Source organism: Paenarthrobacter sp. TAF1 (assembly GCF_052113825.1).
In the GTDB taxonomy this organism is placed as follows: Bacteria; Actinomycetota; Actinomycetes; order Actinomycetales; family Micrococcaceae; genus Arthrobacter; species Arthrobacter nicotinovorans.
The window spans coordinates 75,888-98,855 of record NZ_JBFRDO010000011.1 but is presented as its reverse complement, the minus strand read 5'-3'; the positions used below and the strand labels follow the sequence as shown (position 1 = coordinate 98,855).

The 22,968-nt window shown below is 63.9% G+C and carries 23 protein-coding genes; 17 read left to right on the top strand and 6 right to left on the bottom strand.

What is annotated here, in order from left to right; all coding sequences use genetic code 11:
• The first annotated feature begins 116 nt into the window (after positions 1 to 116).
• The 3 genes from AB4Y81_RS14765 to AB4Y81_RS14755 all read left to right on the top strand — a co-directional run bounded on the left by AB4Y81_RS14765 (position 117) and on the right by AB4Y81_RS14755 (position 3,156).
• Positions 117 to 341 (top strand): hypothetical protein, encoded by a 225-nt coding sequence (locus AB4Y81_RS14765; RefSeq protein ID WP_018779033.1) that lies wholly within the window; start codon positions 117 to 119, stop codon positions 339 to 341.
• 212 nt (positions 342 to 553) lie between these two features.
• The gene (locus AB4Y81_RS14760; protein ID WP_055977951.1) at positions 554 to 2,365 is read left to right on the top strand and encodes a proline--tRNA ligase; all 1,812 of its coding nucleotides are present in this window, start codon (positions 554 to 556) and stop codon (positions 2,363 to 2,365) included.
• Positions 2,362 to 3,156 carry a sulfite exporter TauE/SafE family protein gene (locus AB4Y81_RS14755; protein WP_189075803.1) on the top strand — a complete coding sequence of 265 codons (795 nt, stop codon included), beginning with the start codon at positions 2,362 to 2,364 and terminating at the stop codon, positions 3,154 to 3,156. Before AB4Y81_RS14760 ends, AB4Y81_RS14755 begins: the two co-directional genes overlap by 4 nt.
• 43 nt (positions 3,157 to 3,199) lie before the next feature.
• Here AB4Y81_RS14755 and AB4Y81_RS14750 read toward each other — a convergent pair whose 3' ends face one another.
• The 3 genes from AB4Y81_RS14750 to AB4Y81_RS14740 all read right to left on the bottom strand — a co-directional run bounded on the left by AB4Y81_RS14750 (position 3,200) and on the right by AB4Y81_RS14740 (position 6,188).
• Entirely contained in the window at positions 3,200 to 4,207 is a 1,008-nt protein-coding gene (locus tag AB4Y81_RS14750) for an aminoglycoside phosphotransferase family protein (RefSeq protein ID WP_189076079.1), read from the bottom strand.
• 49 nt (positions 4,208 to 4,256) lie between these two features.
• Positions 4,257 to 4,985: a VIT1/CCC1 transporter family protein gene (locus tag AB4Y81_RS14745; protein WP_018779037.1), complete on the bottom strand. Its 729-nt coding sequence runs from the start codon at positions 4,983 to 4,985 to the stop codon at positions 4,257 to 4,259.
• Between the two features lie 78 nt (positions 4,986 to 5,063).
• On the bottom strand, positions 5,064 to 6,188 hold the full coding sequence (locus AB4Y81_RS14740; RefSeq protein WP_441996158.1) for a DUF4439 domain-containing protein: 1,125 nt from the start codon (positions 6,186 to 6,188) through the stop codon (positions 5,064 to 5,066).
• Positions 6,189 to 6,293: 105 nt separating this feature from the next.
• Here AB4Y81_RS14740 and rimP point away from each other — a divergent pair, with 105 nt between their 5' ends.
• From rimP to AB4Y81_RS14710, 6 genes are all read left to right on the top strand, one after another.
• Complete coding sequence (rimP, locus tag AB4Y81_RS14735; RefSeq protein ID WP_018779039.1) at positions 6,294 to 6,905, top strand: ribosome maturation factor RimP; 612 nt, start codon at positions 6,294 to 6,296, stop codon at positions 6,903 to 6,905.
• Entirely contained in the window at positions 6,905 to 7,885 is a 981-nt protein-coding gene (gene nusA, locus AB4Y81_RS14730; protein ID WP_055977942.1) for a transcription termination factor NusA, read from the top strand. The genes rimP and nusA overlap by 1 nt, the downstream gene beginning before the upstream one ends.
• Positions 7,886 to 8,080: 195 nt before the next feature.
• Positions 8,081 to 8,422, top strand: coding sequence for a YlxR family protein (locus AB4Y81_RS14725; RefSeq protein WP_039240583.1), 342 nt, complete (start codon positions 8,081 to 8,083; stop codon positions 8,420 to 8,422).
• Positions 8,423 to 8,574: 152 nt separating this feature from the next.
• Positions 8,575 to 11,430 (top strand): translation initiation factor IF-2, encoded by a 2,856-nt coding sequence (infB, locus tag AB4Y81_RS14720; RefSeq protein WP_441996157.1) that lies wholly within the window; start codon positions 8,575 to 8,577, stop codon positions 11,428 to 11,430.
• A gap of 78 nt (positions 11,431 to 11,508) precedes the next feature.
• A complete protein-coding gene (gene rbfA, locus AB4Y81_RS14715) occupies positions 11,509 to 12,012 on the top strand; it encodes a 30S ribosome-binding factor RbfA (protein ID WP_018779043.1) in 504 nt (167 codons plus the stop codon).
• Positions 12,013 to 12,095: 83 nt separating this feature from the next.
• Positions 12,096 to 12,578: a nucleoside deaminase gene (locus AB4Y81_RS14710; RefSeq protein ID WP_018779044.1), complete on the top strand. Its 483-nt coding sequence runs from the start codon at positions 12,096 to 12,098 to the stop codon at positions 12,576 to 12,578.
• Between the two features lie 12 nt (positions 12,579 to 12,590).
• On the opposite strand, the gene AB4Y81_RS14705 is transcribed toward AB4Y81_RS14710, so the two are convergent.
• Positions 12,591 to 13,745: a pyridoxal phosphate-dependent aminotransferase gene (locus AB4Y81_RS14705; RefSeq protein WP_441996156.1), complete on the bottom strand. Its 1,155-nt coding sequence runs from the start codon at positions 13,743 to 13,745 to the stop codon at positions 12,591 to 12,593.
• Positions 13,746 to 13,779: 34 nt separating this feature from the next.
• On the opposite strand from AB4Y81_RS14705, the gene truB reads away from it, so the two are divergent.
• The 8 genes from truB (at position 13,780) to AB4Y81_RS14665 (ending at position 21,531) form a co-directional block, all read left to right on the top strand.
• Entirely contained in the window at positions 13,780 to 14,721 is a 942-nt protein-coding gene (gene truB, locus AB4Y81_RS14700; protein WP_441996155.1) for a tRNA pseudouridine(55) synthase TruB, read from the top strand.
• Positions 14,722 to 14,723: 2 nt separating this feature from the next.
• Positions 14,724 to 15,077 carry a hypothetical protein gene (locus tag AB4Y81_RS14695; protein ID WP_441996154.1) on the top strand — a complete coding sequence of 118 codons (354 nt, stop codon included), beginning with the start codon at positions 14,724 to 14,726 and terminating at the stop codon, positions 15,075 to 15,077.
• Between the two features lie 20 nt (positions 15,078 to 15,097).
• Positions 15,098 to 15,532 (top strand): hypothetical protein, encoded by a 435-nt coding sequence (locus tag AB4Y81_RS14690; RefSeq protein ID WP_018779048.1) that lies wholly within the window; start codon positions 15,098 to 15,100, stop codon positions 15,530 to 15,532.
• Positions 15,533 to 15,620: 88 nt separating this feature from the next.
• Positions 15,621 to 16,604 carry a bifunctional riboflavin kinase/FAD synthetase gene (locus tag AB4Y81_RS14685; protein WP_018779049.1) on the top strand — a complete coding sequence of 328 codons (984 nt, stop codon included), beginning with the start codon at positions 15,621 to 15,623 and terminating at the stop codon, positions 16,602 to 16,604.
• Between the two features lie 159 nt (positions 16,605 to 16,763).
• Positions 16,764 to 17,033, top strand: coding sequence for a 30S ribosomal protein S15 (rpsO, locus tag AB4Y81_RS14680; protein WP_039240590.1), 270 nt, complete (start codon positions 16,764 to 16,766; stop codon positions 17,031 to 17,033).
• A gap of 241 nt (positions 17,034 to 17,274) precedes the next feature.
• Positions 17,275 to 19,527, top strand: a complete 2,253-nt coding sequence (locus AB4Y81_RS14675) for a polyribonucleotide nucleotidyltransferase (protein ID WP_441996153.1) — start codon at positions 17,275 to 17,277, stop codon at positions 19,525 to 19,527.
• An 81-nt stretch (positions 19,528 to 19,608) separates the two neighbouring features.
• Entirely contained in the window at positions 19,609 to 20,952 is a 1,344-nt protein-coding gene (locus tag AB4Y81_RS14670; protein WP_018779052.1) for a M16 family metallopeptidase, read from the top strand.
• Positions 20,953 to 21,054: 102 nt separating this feature from the next.
• Entirely contained in the window at positions 21,055 to 21,531 is a 477-nt protein-coding gene (locus tag AB4Y81_RS14665) for a DUF1579 family protein (RefSeq protein ID WP_441996152.1), read from the top strand.
• Here the strand turns inward: AB4Y81_RS14665 and AB4Y81_RS14660 are convergent.
• Together AB4Y81_RS14660 and moaA are read right to left on the bottom strand one after the other, a co-directional pair.
• On the bottom strand, positions 21,528 to 21,794 hold the full coding sequence (locus AB4Y81_RS14660) for a MoaD/ThiS family protein (protein ID WP_018779054.1): 267 nt from the start codon (positions 21,792 to 21,794) through the stop codon (positions 21,528 to 21,530). The two genes, AB4Y81_RS14665 and AB4Y81_RS14660, sit on opposite strands and share 4 nt — an antisense overlap.
• Positions 21,795 to 21,798: 4 nt before the next feature.
• Complete coding sequence (gene moaA / locus AB4Y81_RS14655) at positions 21,799 to 22,938, bottom strand: GTP 3',8-cyclase MoaA (protein WP_434328287.1); 1,140 nt, start codon at positions 22,936 to 22,938, stop codon at positions 21,799 to 21,801.
• Between the last annotated feature and the right edge of the window lie 30 nt (positions 22,939 to 22,968).

Genomic DNA, 22,968 nt, shown 5'->3' with positions numbered 1-22,968 from the left:
AGGACTTTCTCCTCCATCGAAAGTACAAAAATCCTTGAAAACGTGTCGTCAATCACATAGGTTCATCCCTAACCGTGTCGTTGGGGCGCGGGTGATTATTGAGGGGAATCGTGACAATGGCAGTTGGCGTTGATCTTTCCAAGGCACTTGACAAGGCGTACGAGGACAAGACCCTGAAGGAAATTCTGGATGCATCTCCGGCCGCGTTAGCAGGTGTTACGGATGCCACGGCAAAGGCCTTGAAGGATTCCCTGGGTATCGACACCATCCGCGAGCTCGGCAGCAATAAGTTCTTCGCAGTCGCAGGCGTACTCGTCGCCCTGGAGGGCAAGACCAAGTAGTCCACGGATAAGCCCGCGGCCGGCCGTTGAGCCACGCCATCGCAGGATGACCAGCCCACAGCGGCCAGGGGCTTCCGCTCGCGACGGCGTGGCTCTTCCGTGTGCGGGGCAATGAGGCTCCTAAGGCCGTCCGTTCAAGGCGCAAGGCCGTCAGCCGGTAGATTAGTACGCAGTTGTTTTGCCACATCTGCCAAAGAAACGGATACGTACCCGTGGTCCTTCGCCTTTCCCAGTTATTCCTGCGCACCCTGCGTGAAGATCCCGTCGACGCCGAGGTCGCCAGTCACAAGCTTCTGGTCCGCGCCGGCTATATCCGCCGTGCGGCCCCCGGTATCTACACCTGGCTCCCGCTGGGCCTGAGCGTCCTGCGCAAGGTTGAGGAAATCATCCGCCAGGAAATGTCCGCCATCGGAGCCCAGGAAGTCCACTTCCCGGCGTTGCTCCCGCGCGAACCCTACGAGGCCACCAACCGCTGGACCGAGTACGGCGAAGGCCTGTTCCGTCTCCAGGACCGTAAGGGCGCCGACTACCTCCTTGCCCCCACGCACGAAGAAATGTTCACGCTGCTGGTGAAGGATCTGTACTCCTCGTACAAGGACCTGCCGCTGAGCCTGTACCAGATCCAGAACAAGTACCGTGATGAAGCACGTCCCCGCGCCGGGCTCCTCCGCGGCCGGGAATTCATCATGAAGGATTCCTACTCCTTTGACGTTGACGACGCCGGTTTGGACGCCAGTTACGCCGCCCACCGTGCCGCGTACCTGAAGATCTTCGAGCGCCTGGGCCTGGAAGTCATTCCGGTTGCCGCCACCGCCGGTGCCATGGGTGGTTCCAAGAGCGAGGAATTCCTGTTCCCCACCGAGATCGGCGAGGACACCTTCGTTCGCTCGGCCGGTGGATACTACGCCAACGTGGAAGCCGTCACCACGGTTGTTCCGGCGGACATCGACTTCACGAACGCTCCGGCAGCCGAAGTCCTTGATACGCCGAACACGCCGACCATCGATACCCTGGTCGCGGCAGCCAACCAGCTGGCTCCGCGCAACGAGGCCGACGGCGGCGCATGGACTGCCGCCGATACCCTCAAGAACGTGGTCCTTGCCGTGACGCTGCCCACCGGTGAGCGCCAGATCGTCGTCATCGGCGTACCGGGCGACCGGGCCGTGGACCTCAAGCGCGTGGAAGCCAACATCGGTTCCCACCTGCCGATCGCCGGTGAGATCGGCCTCGAGGCCGCCAACGAAGAGGACCTCAAGAAACTCCCATGGCTGGTCAAGGGCTACATCGGCCCTGGCCTGTCGCTGGACCAGCCTGTGCTGGGTCTTGAGGGGTCCTCCAAGGTGCTGTTCCTCGTGGATCCCCGCGTGGTTTCCGGCACCCGCTGGGTCACCGGCGCCAACGCTGAAGGCAAGCACGTCTTCGGCCTGGTGGCCGGCCGCGACTTCACCTGGGACGGCGTCATCGAAAGCACCGAAGTGCGCGCGGGCGATCCTGCGCCGGATGGCTCGGGACCCCTGGAAACCGCTCGTGGCATAGAGATGGGCCACATCTTCCAGCTTGGCCGCAAATATGCCGAAGCCCTCGACCTGAAGGTCCTGGACCAGAACGGCAAGCAGGTGGTGGTCACGATGGGTTCCTATGGCGTTGGTGTTACCCGTGCCGTGGCGGCCCTGGCTGAAGCCAACCATGACGAGCGCGGCATCGTGTGGCCGCGCTCGGTTGCTCCGGCAGACGTCCACGTGGTGGCCGTTGGCCGCGGCGACGACATCTTTGATGCTGCCGAGAAGCTCTCCATTGAACTCGAGGCCGCAGGCCTGGAGGTCATCTTCGACGACCGTCCCAAGGTTTCACCAGGCGTGAAATTCGGTGATGCCGAGCTCGTAGGCGTTCCCACCATCCTGGCCGTTGGCCGTGGACTCGTGGACGGCGTCGTGGAAATCAAGGACCGCCGCAGCGGTGACGCCGAGAACATCCCGGTGGACAAGGCCGTGGATTACGTGGTCAACGCCGTACGCTCCCGGTGATTTCCGGCTTCGAATCGATCCAGCTCACCACCATCATCCTGATCGTGGTGGCTGGATTCGCAGCCGGTTGGATCGATGCAGTCGTTGGTGGCGGGGGACTGATCCAGCTCCCCGCCCTTCTGCTGGTACCGGGCATCAGCCCTGTCCAGGCGCTGGCGACCAACAAAATGGGGTCCATCTTCGGGACCACCACCAGCGCGGTGACGTACTACCGCCGTGTTGGTCCGGACCTCAAGACCGCGATTCCCATGGCTGTGATTGCTTTGGCCGGAAGCTTCGGCGGCGCCATCCTGGCCGCGTCCTTGCCGGCAAGCGTCTTCAAGCCGATCATCGTGCTGGCGCTGGTCGCCGTCGCAGTTTTCACCGCGATGCGTCCCAGTGCAGGTGAGCTGACGGCATTGCGCCACGATGGCCACAAACACTATGTCGTGGCCTGCCTGATCGGCGGCGTCATTGGTTTTTATGACGGCCTGATCGGCCCGGGAACGGGCTCGTTCCTGGTCATTGCCCTGGTTTCGGCCATGGGCTACGCCTTCCTTGAAGCGAGCGCCAAGGCGAAGATCGTGAATATGGCAACCAACGCAGGGGCGCTGATCTTCTTCCTGCCGCACGGCTCGCTCCTCTGGGGCGTAGGCCTGGTCCTGGGCCTCGCCAACATGGCCGGAGGCTATCTGGGTGCCAGGACAGCCGTGGCCAGGGGGAGCAAGTTCGTACGCCTCGTCTTCCTGGTGGTGGTCGCCGCGTTGATCGTCAAACTGGGCGCGGACGTCTGGAACGAGAACTTCGCCTAAGGAACCGCGGCGCAGTCCGGCCCCACACTCCGGGCTGTTCTCCTCAGCTTTCGAGTTCTCCCGGATCCGGAAGATCGTGTGCCCGGGGAAGGTTGTCCAGGGTCCGGCCCGCCATGGTGCTTGCCACCCAGAGGGACCGTGCCAGGTCACCGCCGTGTCCGGGTTTGGCTGCGTACGACAAAGCGTTTTCCACTTCGCGGGCGATGCTCCACTGCTCCGCAATCCCGGGGTCGAGACCGGCTGCGAGGCTGAAGTCATGGCATCGCTCGCGAAGGGCTGCCTCAGGATCTGCCCACGAAAGGTCCGAAAGGCGGTTCCAGAGGATCGGTGCTACGGCAAATTCGGCCTCGCCGATCTGAGGTTGGGGATCAATGGCGAGGTAGCTTCCACGCGCCTGCTGGTCTGTGGTGGTGGCGAGGATGTTCATGAAGTGCAGATCCGTGTGGACCAGCACGTCTTTACCTGAACGGCGGCCTACGGCTCCGCGGGTTTGGCACACCTCGAGGGCCGCCTCCAGCAGCCACCGGGGGAAGGGGCGGTCGAGGCGTTCCCACTCTGCGGGGAGCTCGTCGCTCCAACGCTCCGCGGTCGCGGCGATATGGTCGAAGGCCTGCCATTCACGTCCCTCGCCCGGCTGTATGGAGAGTTCCCGCACGATGCGGCCCCACGAGTCCACGGCCTGGTCCATCGGCACGTCCTGAAGCCCATGGATGGCGTCCAGCCGCTCCAACAGCATGGAGCAGCTGGCGGCGTCGGAAGCCAGGAGCCGGACGGCCCCACGCCCTTCCCAGAGTGCCAGCGCGTGCCGTTCTGCCCGTGCTTCGTCGTGCGGGAAGGCAATCTTCAGGGCGGCCGGCGCGGCACCATGCCGGCGGACGGGCACCACCAACGCGCCGTGGCCGTTCCATGGCTCGGCGGCGGGCGCCAGGTCCACAGAGAGTTCCCAGCGATCCAGGGCACCGGAGATGAGACCCGGCAGGCTGGCCAGCCAGTCCCGGCCCGCTGAGTCACGGTTATAGCGGGCGTGCAGGGCGCCCGGAATAGGAATCATCGCGTGAAGGGTCACGCGAACAGCCTAACTCTGCGGGAATGGACGGCCCCTAGAAAACGCCGCTGGCGCCCAAGAGCGTTCCGATGGAGAACGTAGCGGCCAGCGCGAGCGCTCCACCCAGCACTACGCGGACCGCAGCCCGGACACGGGAAGCCCCGCCGATCCAGGCCCCAATTGCTCCTGTGATGGCCAAGGCCACAAGCACCGCAACGAACGTCAGCGGTACGCGCATCTCCGCGGGCGGAAGGAGGATTGCCAGCATCGGGAGCACTGCCCCCAAGGTGAACGCCACAGCGGAGGCCAAAGCGGCATTCCATGGGCTCACGATGTCGTCTTCGTGAATGTTCAGCTCGGCGGACAGGTGGGCAGCCAAAGCATCGTGCTCGGTCAGTTCTTCGGCGACAGTCCTGGCCGTCTTGGCGCTCAGCCCCTTGGACTCGTAGATCGCGGCGAGCTCGTTAAGTTCGTCTTCGGGTTGCTCGGCGAGTTCCCGGCGTTCCTTCTCGATCAGGGCCTTCTGGGTGTCGCTCTGGCTGCTGACGGAAACGTACTCGCCCAGGGCCATGGAGATTGCACCACCCACCAAACCCGCTGTTCCGGCAGCCAGGATGCTGCCCGTGTTGGTAGTGGCACCCGCCACGCCCACCACGATCGCGGCGACCGACACGATTCCGTCATTGGCGCCCAGCACCCCGGCCCGCAACCAGTTCAGCCGGTGGGCCAGATCGTCCCGGTGCGGTTCATTCTCATGGGTGGTGGCAGTTTCCGTTGAAGCCATGTTCCTAGCCAAGCACCCGGCGACGACGTTGGCCAGCATGGCTAGGCTCGCCTATCCACCCCGCGCCCGTGCGGTCGCTTATCCGCCGGTGGATGCCTGGGCGCGGGAGGAAACAGCGCCCGGAGTGGGCAAGGAAGGCAAGGTATCGGCGTCGAGCTTGAGTCCAGGCAGTGCGGGAAGTGAGGCACCCCAGGCGACGCTCCTGCGGGCCGCCGCCAGAAGGCCGTCCACGGCCCACCCGCGGGTCTCACCGGTGGACAAGGCCACCAAGTCCCCGAAGCGCGGCAATGACGACGTTTCCAAGGCGGCGAGGGCCGTAGCGGGATCCTGCGCAAACAGCTCCGGAAGCTGATAGCCGGCCGTTGTGGCTGGGACGTCCCCGCAATTGGCACGGGTCAGCGCTTCTGCCTGCCGAAGCAAAAGGACGTGCACTTCCAAACCCCTTGCCGCAGCGGTGCCGGCACTGTTCTCCAGCCTTTTCAGGGCGACCTGGTAGGCGTACACCGCTTCTTGTTGTGAACGGACTGCCGCAGCAAGCGCAGCATCGGTAGTTGCCGACGAGGGCTTCGGTGTGGGGCTGACTGAGGGACAGGATGCCGCGGTTGGCGTCGCCGCCGGAACCGTCGAAGCAAGCAGTGTCTTGCTGTCCGCCGGCGGCTCCACGGGCAACGGTAATTGCCACTGGGCAGCAAGTGTCTCAGCGTGGAGCAGTTGGGCGGTGCCGACGGAGGCCAGCAGGCGGGCGATCCCGCCGTCGGCTTCCCGTGCAGCCGCAAGGCGTTTCCGGCCGCTCAGAGCGAGCTCTTCAACCAGGGAAGCGCGTGTTGCCGGTGCGACTGATGCGGTTTTCGTAGCTGGTGTGGCCTGGGGAGTGGGATGGGTGGCAGCTGCGCYGGTAGCATCTTCCGGAACCATCAGTGCCCGCGCGTGGGTTGTCAGCAATGTCACAAGACCGCCAAGGCCCGGGTTTTTGGCGTCCTTCCCCTCGGCTTCCGCGAGGGCTTGGGCTGCTTCGAGCAAAGCCGCGGCCTCTTTCGCGGCATCAGTGCGGGCAGCTTCGGAGAACGAAACGGGCGGAGGAGTCCCGGAATCGCGCGGAATCAGCACCATCCCGGTGCCAGCCACCAGCAAAGCCACCACGGCAACCAGCAGAACCCTGCCCCATGCTGGTGCTCGTCGTTTTTCGCTTGTTTGCCCGTTCACAACACACCATGGTGTCACGCGGGCAGGCAACTCCGTGCACCATGTTCCCGGGATAATCGTTAGGCTAGTAGTCACAACAACATCTATCGGGAGGCGGCGGGCAACGTGAGTGACTCGGAAGCCACGACTTCAACAGACCGTTCTGAATCGAACTCAACGGCCACCATCCACAACCCGGAAGAGAGCAGGCTCAAGGCGCTGCTCGAACCGGCTGTCCTCGCCAGCAGGCTCTACCTCGAGGATGTTTCCATCCACGTTGCCGGAAAACACCGCACTGTCCACGTCGTCGTGGACCTTCCCCAGGAAGAAACCGGCGGTGTCAGCCTTGACGCCATTGCGGAGGTTTCCCGGGGCCTGTCGGATATTCTGGACAACGATCCCCATGATGACGGACGTCCCTACGACCTCGAGGTTTCCTCGCCGGGAGTGGGACGCCCCCTGACCGAACCCCGCCACTGGCACCGCGCCCGTGGCCGAATGGTGCGGGTCAACGTCATCCAGGGAGACAACCTGCTGGGACGAATCACCTCCGTCGGTGACAACGACGTGACGATCATTCCCGAGCACGAAGTCAAGAAGGGCATGAAGCCCAAGCAGGGCGACCCCATCACTATTCCTTTCGACAGGATCCGCCATGGAAAAGTCGAGATTGAATTCAGCCACCTCCACGAGGCTGCGCTGGAAGACGAGCACAACGGACCTTCCGAGGAGGCCTAATGGATATTGACATGAGCGCACTGAGACTCCTGGAGCGTGAGCGTGAAATCCCGCTGGATCTCCTGATTCCGACCATCGAGCAAGCCTTGTTGGTGGCGTACCACAAGACCCCCGGCGCCTTTGAGAAGGCCCGCGCCGAGCTGGACCGCAAGAGCGGACACGTGACCATCTGGGCCACCGAGATTGACGACGACGGCGAGCCCATCGGCGAGTTCGAAGACACCCCGGCCGGCTTCGGACGCATCGCAGCAAGCACTGCTCGCCAGATCATCCTCCAGCGCCTCCGTGACGTTGAGGACGACAACGTGCTGGGCGAATTCAAGGGCCGTGAGGGTGAGCTCGTTGCCGGAATGATCCAGCAGGGCAACAACCCCCACATGATCCAGGTCAACCTCGGAACCGTGGAAGCCCTGCTTCCCCCGCCCGAACAGGTTCCCGGTGAAAAGTACCTGCACGGAAGCCGCCTGCGTGCCTTCGTCGTGGACGTCCACCGCGGCGCCAAGGGTCCCTCCATCACCCTTTCCCGGTCGCATCCCGGCCTGGTCCGCAAGCTCTTCGAAATGGAAGTTCCGGAGATCGCGGACCACTCCGTCGAGATCGTGGCGCTGGCCCGTGAGGCCGGCCACCGCACCAAAATCGCAGTGAAAGCGAACATCCCGGGCGTCAACGCCAAGGGTGCCTGCATCGGTGAAATGGGCTCCCGCGTCCGCGCGGTCATGACTGAGCTGAACGACGAGAAGATCGACATCGTGGACTTCAGCGACGACCCGGCAACGTTCATCGCGAACTCGCTGTCGCCGTCGCGGGTGAATTCGGTCACAATCACCGACGAGGCGACCCGGTCGGCCCGCGTGGTCGTGCCGGACTACCAGCTTTCGCTGGCGATCGGCAAAGAAGGTCAGAACGCCCGGCTCGCAGCCAAGCTGACTGGATGGCGGATCGATATCGTTTCGGACGCAGCCCCGGCGAAATCCGAATAGCGGCAGAACCGACGGCATCGGCCGCCGGTTTCGCGCCGCCCTCCCGGCGCTCCTGGTTTCAGGAGTCAGGGGCCGGGGGGCTAGACTAGATGGAACCGGGCTTACGTCCGGTATCCGCGCGCTTTGGCGTGCCTCAGCTGCATCTGCAGGACCGGGGCCGCCGGCGCCAGTAACGTAAGGCAGGTTGGACACGTCGTGGCTGAACTGCTTGAACACGGCCAGGGGCCTGTTCGCACGTGCATCGGATGCCGGAAGCAAGGCTCCCGGTCCGAGCTTGTCCGGCTGGTCGCCCAAGGCAGCGGTTCATCCGCTGTCCTCGTCGATGTTCGACGCCGGATGGCCGGCAGGGGTGCGTGGCTGCACCCCAACGAAAAGTGCCTGGCATTGGCGATCAAGCGTCGCGCTTTCGGAAGGGCCCTTGCGGGCGCTACCGAAACGGACGCCGTCGAACGCTACCTGATGCCGGGCACGCCACTTGTGGAGGCCCCGGCAGCCGCAGGAAAACCGTCCAAACCTGAAAGCGGGTCAGAAAACTGATGGAAACCCGATGAGTTCCCAGCGATGAGTGCGTAACGATGACAACTTTGTTGCGCTCTGCAATGGGCCTTTCAATCGCGCAAGCGGCGAAGGCCCGCAGTAAGAAGTAGACGGTTCGTGCCTGGCTCGGTGCGGACCGAGACAGGAGAAATGTGGCCAAGGTCCGCGTACATGAGCTCGCCAAAGAGCTCGGTATTACTTCCAAAGATGCAGTAACCAAACTGCAGGAATTGGGCGAATTCGTTCGCTCCGCCTCTTCCACCATTGAGGCCCCCGTCGTGAAGAAGCTTCGCGACGCCTACCCGGGTGCCGGCGCTGCAAAGTCCGCCGCTCCCGCTGCCGCTCCGGCGGCAACCCGTCCAGCAGCAGCATCCCGTCCGGCTGCCCCGGCTCCGGGCCCTGCAGCGCCGAAGGCTCCGGCCCCGGCACCCGCAGCTCCTGCTCCGGCAGCTCCGGCTCCCGCGGCTCCGGCAGCCCCCGCTGCTCCCGCCGCATCCACCCCGGTTTCGGCCAAGCCCGGTGCCCGTCCTGCTCCCAAGGCAGAAACTCCGGCTCCGGCACGCCAAGGCGGCCAGGCTCCCCGTCCGGGCGGTCCCCGTCCCGGCAACAACCCGTTTGCCACGTCGCAGGGCATGCCCCGCGGCCGTGGTGGCGATGGCGATCGTCCGCCGCGTCCGGGCAACAACCCGTTCGCACCGTCGCAGGGCATGCCCCGCGGTGAACGCCGCAATGACGGCGAACGCCCCGGTGGCCCGCGTCCGGCAGCCGGTGCAGGCGGTCCCCGTCCCGCAGCAGGTACCGGTGGACCCCGTCCGGGTGCTCCGCGTCCCGGCGCACCCCGTCCGGGCGCTCCGCGTCCTGCCGGCGGCCCCGGTGGCGGAAACCGTCCGACTCCGGGCATGATGCCCAACCGCACTGAGCGTCCGGCTCCGGGTGGCGCAGGCCGTCCCGGTGGCGCTGGTCGTCCGGGTGGCGGACCGGGTCGTCCCGGTGGCGCTCCAGGTTCGGGCACTGGCGGCGGAGCTCCCGCCGGCGGTGGCTTCGGCAAGGGTGGCCGCGGTCGCGGTGGCACCCAGGGTGCCTTCGGCAAGGGCGGCGCCGGTCGTGGCAAGCAGCGCAAGTCGAAGCGTGCAAAGCGCCAGGAACTGGAGCAGATGAGTGCTCCGTCGCTGGGCGGCGTATCAGTACCCCGCGGTGACGGTGAGACCATCATCCGCCTGCGTCGTGGTTCGTCCATCACGGACTTCGCCGAGAAGATCGACGCGAACCCCGCATCGCTGGTAACCGTGCTGTTCCACCTTGGTGAGATGGCTACGGCTACGCAGTCCCTCGACGAGGACACCTTTGGCTTGCTTGGCGCCGAACTTGGCTACAAGCTCCAGGTTGTTTCGCCGGAAGACGAAGAGCGCGAGCTTCTGGACCAGTTCGACATCAACATCCAGGACGAACTCGACGCCGAAGGCGACGACGTCCTTGAGCCCCGCGCACCGGTTGTCACGGTCATGGGTCACGTTGACCACGGTAAGACCCGTCTGTTGGACGCCATCCGCAACTCCAACGTTGTGGCCGGCGAGCACGGTGGCATCACCCAGCACATCGGTGCCTACCAGATCAGCCACGTCCACGAGGGCACTCCCCGCGACATCACCTTCATTGACACCCCCGGTCACGAGGCCTTCACGGCCATGCGTGCCCGTGGTGCCAAGGTCACCGACATCGCGATCCTGGTTGTTGCAGCCGACGACGGCGTTATGCCGCAGACGGTGGAAGCGCTCAACCACGCACAGGCAGCAAACGTGCCGATCGTCGTCGCAGTGAACAAGATCGACAAGGAAGGCGCCAACCCTGACAAGGTCAAGGGCCAGCTGACCGAGTACGGCTTGGTTCCCGAAGAATACGGTGGCGACACCATGTTCGTTGAGGTCTCCGCACGCCAGAACCTCAACATCGACGAACTGATCGACGCAGTCCTGCTGACGGCCGATGCCGCCCTGGACCTGCGTGCCAACCCGGACAAGGACGCTCGAGGCATTGCCATCGAAGCGAACCTGGACAAGGGCCGCGGTGCTGTTGCTACCGTCCTGGTCCAGTCCGGCACCTTGGCTGTCGGCGACACGATCGTTGCCGGTACGGCCCACGGCCGTGTCCGTGCCATGTTCGACGAGAACGGTGAGGCACTCGATGTCGCACTGCCGTCCCGCCCCGTCCAGGTCCTGGGTCTGTCCAACGTGCCGCGTGCAGGTGACACCTTCCTGGTGACCCCTGACGAGCGTACGGCCCGCCAGATCGCTGAGAAGCGTGAGGCTGCCGACCGCAACGCGGCCCTGGCCAAGCGTCGCAAGCGCATCAGCCTGGAAGACTTCGACCAGGCCGTTGCCGAAGGCAAGATCGACACCCTCAACCTCATCCTCAAGGGTGACGTATCCGGTGCCGTGGAAGCCCTCGAAGACGCCTTGCTCAAGATCGACGTTGGGGACGACGACGTTCAGCTCCGTGTCATCCACCGCGGTGTGGGTGCCATCACGCAGAACGACGTCAACCTGGCAACAGTGGACAACGCCATCATCATCGGCTTCAACGTCAAGCCCGCCGAGCGCGTGGCTGAACTGGCTGACCGTGAAGGCGTGGACATGCGCTTCTACTCCGTCATCTACGCAGCAATCGATGACATTGAGATGGCTCTCAAGGGCATGCTCAAGCCGGAGTACGAAGAAGTCCAGCTCGGTACTGCCGAGGTACGCGAAGTCTTCCGTTCTTCCAAGTTCGGCAACATCGCAGGTTCGATCGTCCGCTCGGGCATCATCCGCCGTAACTCGAAGGCCCGTGTCACCCGCGACGGCAAGATCATCGGTGACAACCTCACCGTTGAGACGCTCAAGCGCTTCAAGGATGACGCCACTGAAGTCCGTACGGACTTCGAGTGTGGTATCGGTCTTGGTTCCTTCAATGACATCAGCGAAGGCGACATCATCGAGACCTTCGAAATGCGCGAGAAGCCGCGCGTCTAGGTTCCGCATGGAACGGGTCCGTCGGGTAGTCCCGGCGGACCCGTTCCGTTCCCCGTTTCTACTTTCCAGGAGGAAGTCATGGCTGATCCCGCACGCGCTGCCAAGCTGGCACAGCGGATCAAGGTGGTCGTCGCCGAGGCCCTCGGGCGCCGGGTCAAGGATCCGCGCGTCGAGTCCATCACGGTCACCGACGCCCGCGTCACCAACGACCTTCAGCACGCCACCATCTACTACACCGTCTTTGGCGATGAAGTCGCGCACGCTGATGCCGCGCGGGCTTTGGAGAAGGCAAAGGGTGTGCTGCGCCAGGAAGTTGGCCGCAATATCACAGTGAGGCTCACTCCGACCCTCGAATTCGTGGCGGACCAGATCCCGGTCAACGCCTCGAACCTCGAGGAACTGCTGCGTGAAGCCAAGCGTCGCGACGCCGAGGTAGCCGCACTGGCTGCCAGCGCCAAGCACGCCGGCGAAGCAGACCCGTACAAGGGCGACGCCCCGGAGGATATCGACGAGGACGATTTCGACGAAGAGAACACCGACCTCTCCGGCGATAACGAGCTCGACGAAGACGCCAACCGCTAGTACCCCAAGTTTTTGTACAGCTCATGCCCCTAAGACTGCGTTTTAGGGGCATGAGCTGTACTCAAACTCGTTAGGATCAGAGCATGTCGGCGCACAGTGCTCACCAGCGTGATGAATACCTGAACCGGGCCATACAGCTGGCCGTACAGAACGTTGCCGACGGCGGCGGACCGTTCGGCGCCGTCGTGGTCACCCCGGACGGGGAGGCCCATGAAGGAGTCAACCGTGTCACGAGGGACCACGATCCCACGGCCCATGCGGAAGTAGTGGCGATCCGCCGGGCCGCAGCAGCGATCGGGAAGTTCGATCTTTCAGGGTCGGTTCTCTACGCCAGTTGCGAGCCTTGTCCGCTCTGCCTGTCGGCTACGCTCTGGGCCAGGATAGGGCGGGTCTACTTCGCCGCTGACAGGCATGGAGCCGCGCGTGCCGGTTTTGACGATGCTGTGTTCTATGAATATTTCAGCGGCTCACGGCCCGAACTTCTCCCCGTCGAACAAACCGTCCTCCTCGCGTCCGAGCAACCCTTCGACGCCTGGCGGAACCACGTGCGGCGCACCTCTTACTAGGACGCGCCGGTACTAGACCCGGGCTGGAAGGCGATTGACGCCGTCGAGCAGTGCTTCCTGGCCGCCGCAGAGCGCAATCCGTATCCATCCCTCGCCGATGGATCCAAACGCCGTCCCGGGGGCGAACGACACGCCGGAGTCCGCAAGGAATTTGCGCACCCAGGTTCGGACATCCCCGTCGCTGACGTGCGAAACGTCAGCCCATAAGTAGAAGGCGCCCTGCGCGCCAAGGAACGGAATGTTCTTCGACCCGAGCACGGCCGAGGCCGCGTCGCGGTTGCTCCGGTAGTGATCGCGGGCGGTGGCAACGTAGTCCTGCGGGCCCGTCAAGGCAGCCAGGGCTGCGTACTGCGACGGCGACGCAACGCACGACACGATCGATTCCATGACGTTGTTCATCTTCTGCTCCAGACCCGGCGGGCAGACCAACGCCCCGATCCGGAGCCCGGTCAAGCCGTACGTCTTCGAAAGCGTCAGGGACGTGAAGACCCGGGCTTCCCCGGGAACGGCGCTGTCGAAGCGGGCCGGACTGACATGCGGGACGTCGAAGGTGAAGGCTTCGTAGCATTCATCAGAGATGATCCAGAGATCGTGCTTGACTGCCAACGCCACCAGTTCGCGGGTTGTTTCCTCACTGATGACGGCGCCAAGCGGATTGGATGGGGAGTTCAGCATCAGCACCCTGGTCTGCGGGGTAACCAGCGCTTCGATGTCCTCGATGTGCGGCTGGAAGTCGTTGTGCGGATACAGGGGATACTGCACCGGGACGGCATGCAGGAGGCGGCTTGTCATGGCAAACGTGGGGTACCCGGGGTTGGGGATGAGGATTTCGTCGCCGGGGGAGAGGAGGAGGCACATGGCGAAATGCAGTCCCTGCTGGGCGCCATCCACAACATAAACCCGTTCGGCGCCGATGTTCACGCCTTGCTGGGCGCGGAACCGGGCAGCGAAGGCTTCACGGAGGGCCGGGAAGCCGGCATTGGGTGTGTAGTTGGTCTCGTCCCTGTCCAGGCACGCAATGCCGGCATCCAGGACGTGGCGCGGCAGGGCAAAGCCCGGCTCGCCGATGCTGAGGACGATCGCTCCGGGGGTGGCCCAGGCGGCTTCTGTGATTTCACGGATCTGGTTCACGGGGACGTCGCGGACGTGCGCGRCAAGCTCAGGCATGGGAGCCATCCTAGCCACCCATATACTGGTAAGCGTGCTTTCTGGACTGGTAATCGTTGACAAACCGCAGGGATGGACCAGCCATGATGTGGTTGGCCGGATGCGGCGGCTGGCCGGCACCCGGAAAGTGGGGCATGCCGGGACGCTCGATCCCATGGCCACGGGGGTGCTGGTGCTTGGCATCAACAAAGCCACCCGGCTCCTGACCTACATCGTGGGCACGTCCAAAACCTACACAGCCACCATCAGGCTCGGTGAAACCACCATTACCGATGACGCCGAGGGCGACGTCACCGAGGCCCGCAGCGCTGCCGCCGTCACCGACGACGCCATTGCAGCCGGAGTAGCGGCCCTGACGGGCCCCATCCAGCAGGTGCCCAGCAGCGTCAGCGCCATCAAAGTGAACGGTGAGCGCTCTTACGCCCGGGTCCGCTCGGGGGAAGAGGTCAAACTCGCTGCCCGCCCGGTTACCATCCACCGCTTCGACATCCACGCGGTCACCAGGGTCGACGGCGGCAGGGTAGTCGACCTCGACGTCACCGTGGAATGTTCTTCCGGCACGTACATCAGGGCCTTGGCCCGCGACCTCGGCAACGCCCTGGGCGTCGGCGGACACCTCACGGCCCTGCGTCGTACCCAGGTGGGACCGTACTCGATCGAGCAGGCCAGGACGCTGGAGGAGCTGGCGGAAGAACTCGAGGTCCTCGACATGTCACTGGCCGCACGTGCCCTCATGCCCAACCGGGAACTGAGCGACGACGAAACCACGGAGATCTCATTCGGCCGCCGCATTGCTGCCGGCCCGGGTGCAGGCACCCCGGATGCTGCCACGGCCGAGAAGCCCGCCGCAGCGTTCGCGCCGTCGGGAGAGTTGGTCGCTTTGCTGGCCGATACCGGAACTTTCGCCAAACCGGTCCTGGTCTTTGCCCCGGGAACAGGCGCGGGAACAGGCGCGGGAGCGGGGCAGGCGCAGTAGGCATGGACGGATACTTTTACGCACTCCTGATCGTCGGCCTGGTCTCCACCATCATGTGCCTGGTGGCCGGCTTGATGAAGAAAGCCCCGAACGATCTCACGATCTACTCCGTGCTGGCCGTCGAAGTGGTACTGCTGGTGTACCTGGTGGGCTCGATCGTACGCGTCGCCATGGGTGAACAGATTGCCGGGGAGCCCTGGGAGTTCTGGGGTTACCTCATCACCGCGCTGATCATCCCGCTGGGCGCCGTTTACTGGGCAATCCTTGAACGAACCCGCTGGAGCAATTTCGTCCTCGCAGCCGTAGGTGTGACGGTACTTGTCATGGGTGCCCGCATGAACCAGATCTGGTACTGACCTTGAAGGAAGAACACAAAGTGACTGGAACCGAGACCAACTCCACCGGCCAGCAGCCGAAGCAAAAAGACACCCGAAACACAGGTCCGGGGCGACTGCTGATCGCGGTGTACGCGGTGTTCGCCCTGTCGGCCACAGCCCGCGCCGGCTACCAGATCGCCACCAAGTTCGCAGAAGCTCCGTTGGCGCACATCCTTTCGGCGTTCGCCGCCGTCGTCTATATCGTGGCGACGGTTTCACTGGCCAAGCCAGGCCGCACCTGGTTCAAGGTGTCACTGGCGGCCGTGCTCACGGAACTCGTTGGCGTGCTGGTGGTTGGTGCGATCAGCCTCTTCGATCCTGTGGCTTTCCCGCATGACACCGTATGGTCACTGTTTGGCCGGGGATATGGCTTCGTGCCCCTGCTGCTGCCGATCCTTGGGCTCCTGTGGCTCAACAAGCGCCGTCCGTCCTGAGCCGCCGGCCCATGCGGGTAACCTTAGAATGTTCCGGCGCCGGGAGGTTGTCGGGCGGAACGAACATCTGCAGTAAAAGGCGAGGTTGATGGTCCACATCTGGAACGATCCCACCGAGGTCCCCAAGGACTTCGGACCTACCGTTGTCACCATCGGAAATTTTGACGGGGTACATCGGGGCCACCAGCATGTCCTCTCGCAACTGACGGACACCGCAAAGCGGTACAGCATTCCCTCCGTCGCCGTGACCTTCGATCCCCATCCTGCACAGGTACACCGGCCGGATGCAGCGCCTGAACTGATCATGGGCCTCCAGGACAAACTGGAAGCGCTGGGCGATACCGGTGTCGATGCCGTACTGGTCATGAAGTACACCCTGGACCTTGCTGCGATGTCACCCATCGAATTTGTTCGTGATGTCCTGATCGACGGACTCCATGCGGCGCACGTTGTTGTCGGCCACGACCTGCGGTTCGGTGCCGGGAACGTCGGCGACGTCGTGACCATGCAGGAATTGGGCGAACAGCTGGGCTTCGGCGTGCAGGTGGTCAACGAATACGGCGCAGGCGGTTTTCCGCTGCATCACGACGGCGACGCGGACCGCCGCTGTTCCTCCACCTGGGTACGGGAGGCCTTGTCCGAAGGCGATGTGGTCACTGCCGCCGCCGTGCTGGGCAGGCCCCACCGGATGCGCGGGGAAGTTGTCCACGGCGCTGCCCGCGGCCGCGATCTCGGATTCCCCACAGCAAATCTTTCCCCCGATTCAACCGGCTACATCCCCGCCGACGGCATCTACGCGGGGTGGCTGATCGACCAGTCAGGGACGCGTTGGCCTGCCGCCATTTCCGTCGGTTCCAACCCCACCTTTGATGGCGTCAGCCGTCAGGTCGAAGCGCACGTCATCGACCGCCCGGAGGAAAATGTGGAGGACTTCGACCTTTACGGCCAGACCGTTGCGGTCGAATTCACGCGGCGCTTGCGGGGGATGGTTGCCTACCGCGGACCCGAAGCCCTGGTGGAACAGATGTGCCTTGACGTTGCCCAGGCGCGCGAGTTGCTCGCCCCCAGCTAAGGGTGTTTCGACAACACTACTGACCTGCCGGTAAACTGATGAGTGGATCCGGCCGCAGTCCGTGGCAGCTGGACCTGTTTTTGTGTGCGGCAACGCATGCAAGGCAACCCGTCAGCGAGGCGCTGCATCGGGAAGCACGGCACAACTCTAGGAGTTCACGTGGCACTTGAAGCCGCTGTAAAGCAGTCCATCATCAAGGAATACGCAACCTCTGAAGGCGACACCGGTTCGCCCGAGGTCCAGGTTGCAGTCCTGACCCAGCGGATCAAGGATCTGACTGAGCACATGAAGGAGCACAAGCACGACTTCCACACCCAGCGCGGTCTGCTGGCCATGGTTGGTCGTCGTAAGCGCATGCTGTCCTACCTGAAGAACACTGACATTGCCCGCTACCGTTCGCTCATCGAGCGTCTCGGCCTGCGCCGCTAGTCTGCCTTTAGGGGCGGCCCGCGCCTCTGCAGGACGGGCCGCCTTCTTCACCAACAACTAAAAACAGGAATCAACCGCATCGCGCATTCGCGGTCCTCGGTAGTGATTCCCGGGAGGGCCATCTGTGATGATGGCGCCCGTGGATCTCGATCGATGACCGGGTGTCGTACAGGCCAGGAAAAAAGAAGAGGCCTGGGTTGATGCGGTGGACTTCCGCTAACAGAAACGGAGGTGACTCTCTATGGAGGGTCCCGAAATCCAGTTCTCCGAAGCCATCATCGACAACGGCCGTTTTGGCAAGCGCGTCATTCGCTTTGAAACAGGCCGCCTTGCCAAGCAAGCAGCCGGCGCCTCGATGGTCTACATCGACGAAGACACCGCACTTCTCTCCGCAACCACCGCAGGCAAGCAGCCGCGTGAAGGTTTCGACTTCTTCCCGCTGACCGTGGATGTCGAAGAGCGTATGTACGCTGCCGGCCGCATCCCGGGTTCGTTCTTCCGCCGCGAAGGCCGCCCCTCCACGGAAGCCATCCTTGCTTGCCGCCTGATGGACCGCCCGCTTCGCCCGGCGTTCGTCAAGGGCCTGCGCAACGAGGTCCAGATCGTCGTCACCGTCCTGGCGATCAACCCCGATGAGCTGTACGACGTCGTCGCCATCAACGCGTCCTCGATGTCCACCCAGCTTTCCGGCCTCCCGTTCTCCGGCCCGATCGGCGGCGTCCGCGTTGCCCTCATCGCCGACGAGCAGGGTTCGCAGTGGGTTGCTTTCCCGAAGCACTCCCAGCTCGAAAACGCTGTCTTCAACATGGTTGTCGCCGGCCGTATTGCCGGTGACGACGTCGCCATCATGATGGTTGAAGCCGAAGCCACGGACAACTCCTGGAACCTCATCAAGGAACAGGGCGCAACCGCTCCCACCGAAGAGGTCGTTTCCGAGGGCCTCGAGGCTGCCAAGCCGTTCATCAAGGCACTCTGCGAAGCACAGGCCGACCTGGCAGCCCGCGCTGCCAAGCCCACGGTCGAGTTCCCGGTCTTCCTTGATTACCAGGACGACGTTTACGCCGCTGTTGAAGCCGCTGCCGCTGACAAGCTGGCTGCCGTCTTCCAGATCGCCGACAAGCAGGAGCGCGACAACGCTTCCGACGAGCTCAAGGACGAAGTCCTTGGCGCCCTTGCCGGTGACTTCGAAGGCCGTGAGAAGGAACTGTCCGCAGCATTCCGCTCGGTCACCAAGCACGTCGTGCGCCAGCGAATCCTCAAGGACCAGGTCCGTATCGATGGCCGTGGCCTGACGGACATCCGCCAGCTGACCGCCGAGGTCGAGGTTCTGCCCCGCGTTCACGGCTCTGCCATCTTCGAACGCGGCGAGACCCAGATCATGGGTGTCACCACGCTGAACATGCTCAAGATGGAACAGCAGATCGACTCGTTGTCGCCGGTAACGCGCAAGCGCTACATGCACAACTACAACTTCCCGCCGTACTCCACCGGCGAGACCGGCCGCGTTGGTTCCCCCAAGCGCCGCGAAATCGGACACGGTGCCCTCGCCGAGCGCGCCTTGGTTCCGGTTCTGCCCAGCCGTGAAGAATTCCCGTACGCCATCCGCCAGGTATCCGAAGCTCTCGGGTCCAACGGTTCAACCTCCATGGGTTCGGTCTGCGCTTCGACGCTCTCCATGCTCAACGCCGGTGTTCCGCTGAAGGCAGCCGTCGCCGGTATCGCCATGGGCCTGGTTTCCGACCAGGTCGACGGCCAGACCCGCTACGCAGCCCTGACCGACATCCTTGGAGCCGAAGACGCCTTCGGCGACATGGACTTCAWGGTCGCCGGTACGTCCGAGTTCGTCACGGCCATCCAGCTGGACACCAAGCTGGACGGCATCCCCGCCTCCGTGCTCGCAGCAGCACTGAAGCAGGCCCGCGAAGCCCGCCTCCACATCCTCGAGGTCATCAACGCCGCGATCGACACCCCGGACGAGCTCTCCGAGTTCGCACCGCGCGTCATTGCCGTGAAGATCCCCGTGGACAAGATCGGCGAGGTCATCGGCCCCAAGGGCAAGATGATCAACCAGATCCAGGAAGACACGGGCGCGGACATCTCCATCGAAGATGACGGCACGGTCTACATCGGCGCTACGAACGGTCCGTCTGCAGATGCAGCACGTTCGGCCATCAACGCCATCGCCAACCCGCAGGTACCGGAAATCGGTGAGCGCTACCTGGGTACGGTCGTCAAGACCACCACCTTCGGCGCCTTCGTTTCCCTTACCCCGGGCAAGGACGGCCTGCTGCACATCTCCGAGCTCCGCAAGCTGGCCAACGGCAAGCGCGTGGACAACGTGGATGACGTCGTTTCCGTGGGCCAGAAGGTCCAGGTCGAGATCACCAAGATCGACGACCGCGGAAAGCTCTCCCTCTCGCCGGTTGTTGCCGATGAAGAAGGCGCAAGCGCAGAGGAAGCTCCGGCCGAGGCCGCCGAAGCTTCCGCAGAGTAGTCTGTAAGCAGTACACCCGGCGGGGCCGGTGGGCTTGAAAAAGCGCCACCGGCCCTTCCGGCCTTAACCTGAAAGGCTTTAATGACTGTCGTACCCTTGCCGTTGGAGCAAACACTTCCTGGCGGCGAATTGATCCATGGTGCCGAGGGCGGTTCCGTTGTCCGGCGTTCTGTTCTTCCTGGGGGCGTCCGCGTCCTGACCGAGGCGATGCCGGGCCAGCGATCGGCCACTATTGGATTCTGGGTGGCAGTCGGTTCCCGTGATGAGGCAGAAGGCCAGCACGGATCAACACACTTCCTTGAGCACCTGCTTTTCAAGGGCACCAAACGCCGCACTGCCTTGGAAATTGCCTCAGCGTTTGATGAAGTAGGCGGCGAGTCCAATGCTGCAACGGCAAAGGAAAGCACCTGCTACTTTGCCCGGGTACTGGACACCGATCTGCCCATGGCCATTGATGTCATCGCGGACATGATCACCGGAGCGGTTCTGGACCCTGCGGAGCTGGAACAGGAACGCGACGTTATCCTCGAGGAAATCGCCATGGACAGCGATGACCCGACGGATGTGGCGCATGAGAAGTTTGTGGCCGCTGTCCTGGGTGACCACCCGTTGGCGCGCCCCATCGGCGGAACGCCCGAAGCCATCAAAGCCGTGGCCCGCGATTCCGTGTGGGAGCACTACCAGCGCTACTACCGGCCCGAAGAACTGGTCATCACCGCTGCAGGGGGACTGGACCACGACGTCGTCTGCGGGCTGGTCCTCGACGCCCTCACCGCCGCCGGCTGGAAGCTTGATTCCGACTCTGCTCCGGTGAACCGGCGGGGGACCGGCAGGGCAGTCATCACAGGGACGTCAGGGCTGCACGTGGTCAAGCGCCCCGTGGAACAGGCAAACATCATCATGGGCTGCCCCACGATCGTCGCCACCGATGACCGGCGCTTTGTCATGAGTGTTCTCAACGCCGTCCTCGGTGGAGGCATGTCCTCACGATTGTTCCAGGAGATCCGCGAAAAGCGCGGCTTGGTCTACTCGACGTACTCGTTCACTGCCGCCTACGCCGACGCCGGGTACTTCGGGATGTACGCCGGTTGCACGCCCTCCAAGGTCCGCCAGGTGGTGGAACTTCTGGGTGTGGAGCTGGACAAGCTGGCTGAGGATGGCATCACGGAGGACGAACTCCGGAAGGCTGTGGGCCAGCTCAGCGGCGGGATTGTTCTGGCGCTTGAGGATACAGGCTCCAGGATGTCCCGGTTGGGCCGGGCAGAGCTGGTGTCCGGCGAATTCCAGGACATCGACGAGACATTGGCCCGCATCCAGGCAGTCACCGTGGAAGAGGTCCGCGATCTTGCCCGCGAACTGGCCGGGGCTCCCCGCACCATCACCGTGGTTGGCCCCTTCGAGGAATCGGAAACCTTCGGTCTCTGACGCGGACCCCATCCGGGTCCGAAGTCTCTGGACGCAGCCGGCATCGGCAGGGCAGCATGATCACACAAGGTGATGCTGCCCCCCGTGGACTTTGGAGACGAGATGGACCTGCCCGCAACCGCTCATGCCGCGGATATTCTGCGGGATTTCATCGGTCATTGGCGGGGCATTACGGAGATTGCCTCTTCACCCTGGGGGACTGCACGGACGGCTGAGGCCGAAGTGGTGTTCACCAAGGCCGCCGGCGGCCACGCAGTGGTCCAGAGCTACAGGCACCGTGAGCCCGACGGCACCCATTTCGAAGGGCATGGCATGTTCACTGTCGACCGCGACCACGGAGACACCCTGTGGTACTACGTGGACAGCATGGGCAAGGGCCCGGCCGCTCCCGTGAGGGGAACCTGGAGCGGGGGAGTCCTGACCCTGGACAGGCGCACGGCCGACGGCTGTGCCAGGCACACCTTCCGCGTTGAAGACGGCGTCCTGGTGCACACCGCTGACTTGCGGCTGGAAGGACACAGCGGTTTCAGCCCACTGTTGAAGAGCGTGTTCCGGAAGAGCCCTGAACCGGGAGCTTAGCCTCCGGCGAAAGGCGGAAGCACGTCAATGACGTCTTCCGTGCCCAGCGGCACGGAGTGGTCACGGACGGCCACTTCGTTGCGGAGGAAACTGCTGCGTGCCACTATCCTCGCCAGCGTCGGCGTACCTTCCGGAGGCGCCGGACGTTCGACGGCGAGGGCGGCTTCCAGGAGCCCCTCCAGACTCGTGCCTTCCGGGAGGGCGTGGAGTTCTTCTTCGACGCCTGCTGCCGCACGCGCGGCAGCGAAGTAACGGACCAACAAGTTTTCAGCCTCCGATTGCGCTCATGCTGCGGTCCGGCTGGACGAAGTCCGCTGCGCCGAGACCGGTGTGGTCCATGCCATGGGCCTTGGGCTTGATCCACATGGCGTCCTGCCAACGGCCGGCGAGCTCGGTATCCGTAGCCCCGCTGCGAAGCAGCCCCAGGAGGTCGAACTCTTCACGGGAGAACAGGCAGCTCATGATCTTGCCCTCTGCGGTGATGCGCGTGCGGCGGCAGTCCGAGCAGAACGGCTCGGTGACGGAGGCGATGATGCCAACGGTGCCCAGCACGGGACCGGAGGCATCCCCCGAAGCCGTGTCCCGGCGTCGTACTTCAAACCGCTCTGCTGGTGCGCCGTCCCTTTCACGGGGATCGCTGGACAGTACGAAGTCCCGGGACAGGAGCTCCCGGATCTCCGCGGCCGTGATCATGTTGCGTCGGGTCCAGCCGTGGTCGGCGTCGAGCGGCATCTGTTCGATGAAGCGGAGTTCGTAGCCGCGGCCCAATGCCCAGGCAAGGAGGTCCGGGGACTCGGTGTCGTTGATGCCACGCATGAGCACGGCGTTGAGCTTGACGGGACCCAGGCCGGCCGCCCACGCGGCGTCCACGCCGGCCAGGACCCTGTCCAGGAACGGACGACGGGTGAGTTTGGTGAATGTCTCCTCATGCAGGGAATCAAGGGAGACGTTGATCCGGTTCAGGCCGGCAGCCTTCAGGGCAGCGGCTTTCTTGTCCAACCCCACACCGTTGGTGGTCATGGAGATGGGAAGATCCGGATGTTCGCTGCGGATGCCGGAAATAATGTCTGTGAGGTCGGCGCGGACCAGGGGTTCGCCGCCGGTGAGGCGAAGTTCCCGCACGCCCAGGGCGGTGACGCCGATGCGGACTATCCTGACGATCTCATCCCGGGTCATGACAGCTTGCTTGGAAAGCCAGTCGAGGCCCTCGGCAGGCATGCAGTACGTGCACCGCAGATTGCATTTGTCGGTCAGGGAAAGACGCATGTCAGTGGCCCGACGACCGTACTGATCCCACAAACCGGCAGGCGTTCCGGCAGGGCGGGGTGGCGGTGTTTGCCCACCGCTTTCCGTGCTGCCTGCGGCACTGCTGGAAGGGGGCATCGGCATGCCCAACTGAACACTCATAAATTCAGGCTACGCCACCGCACCCTGATC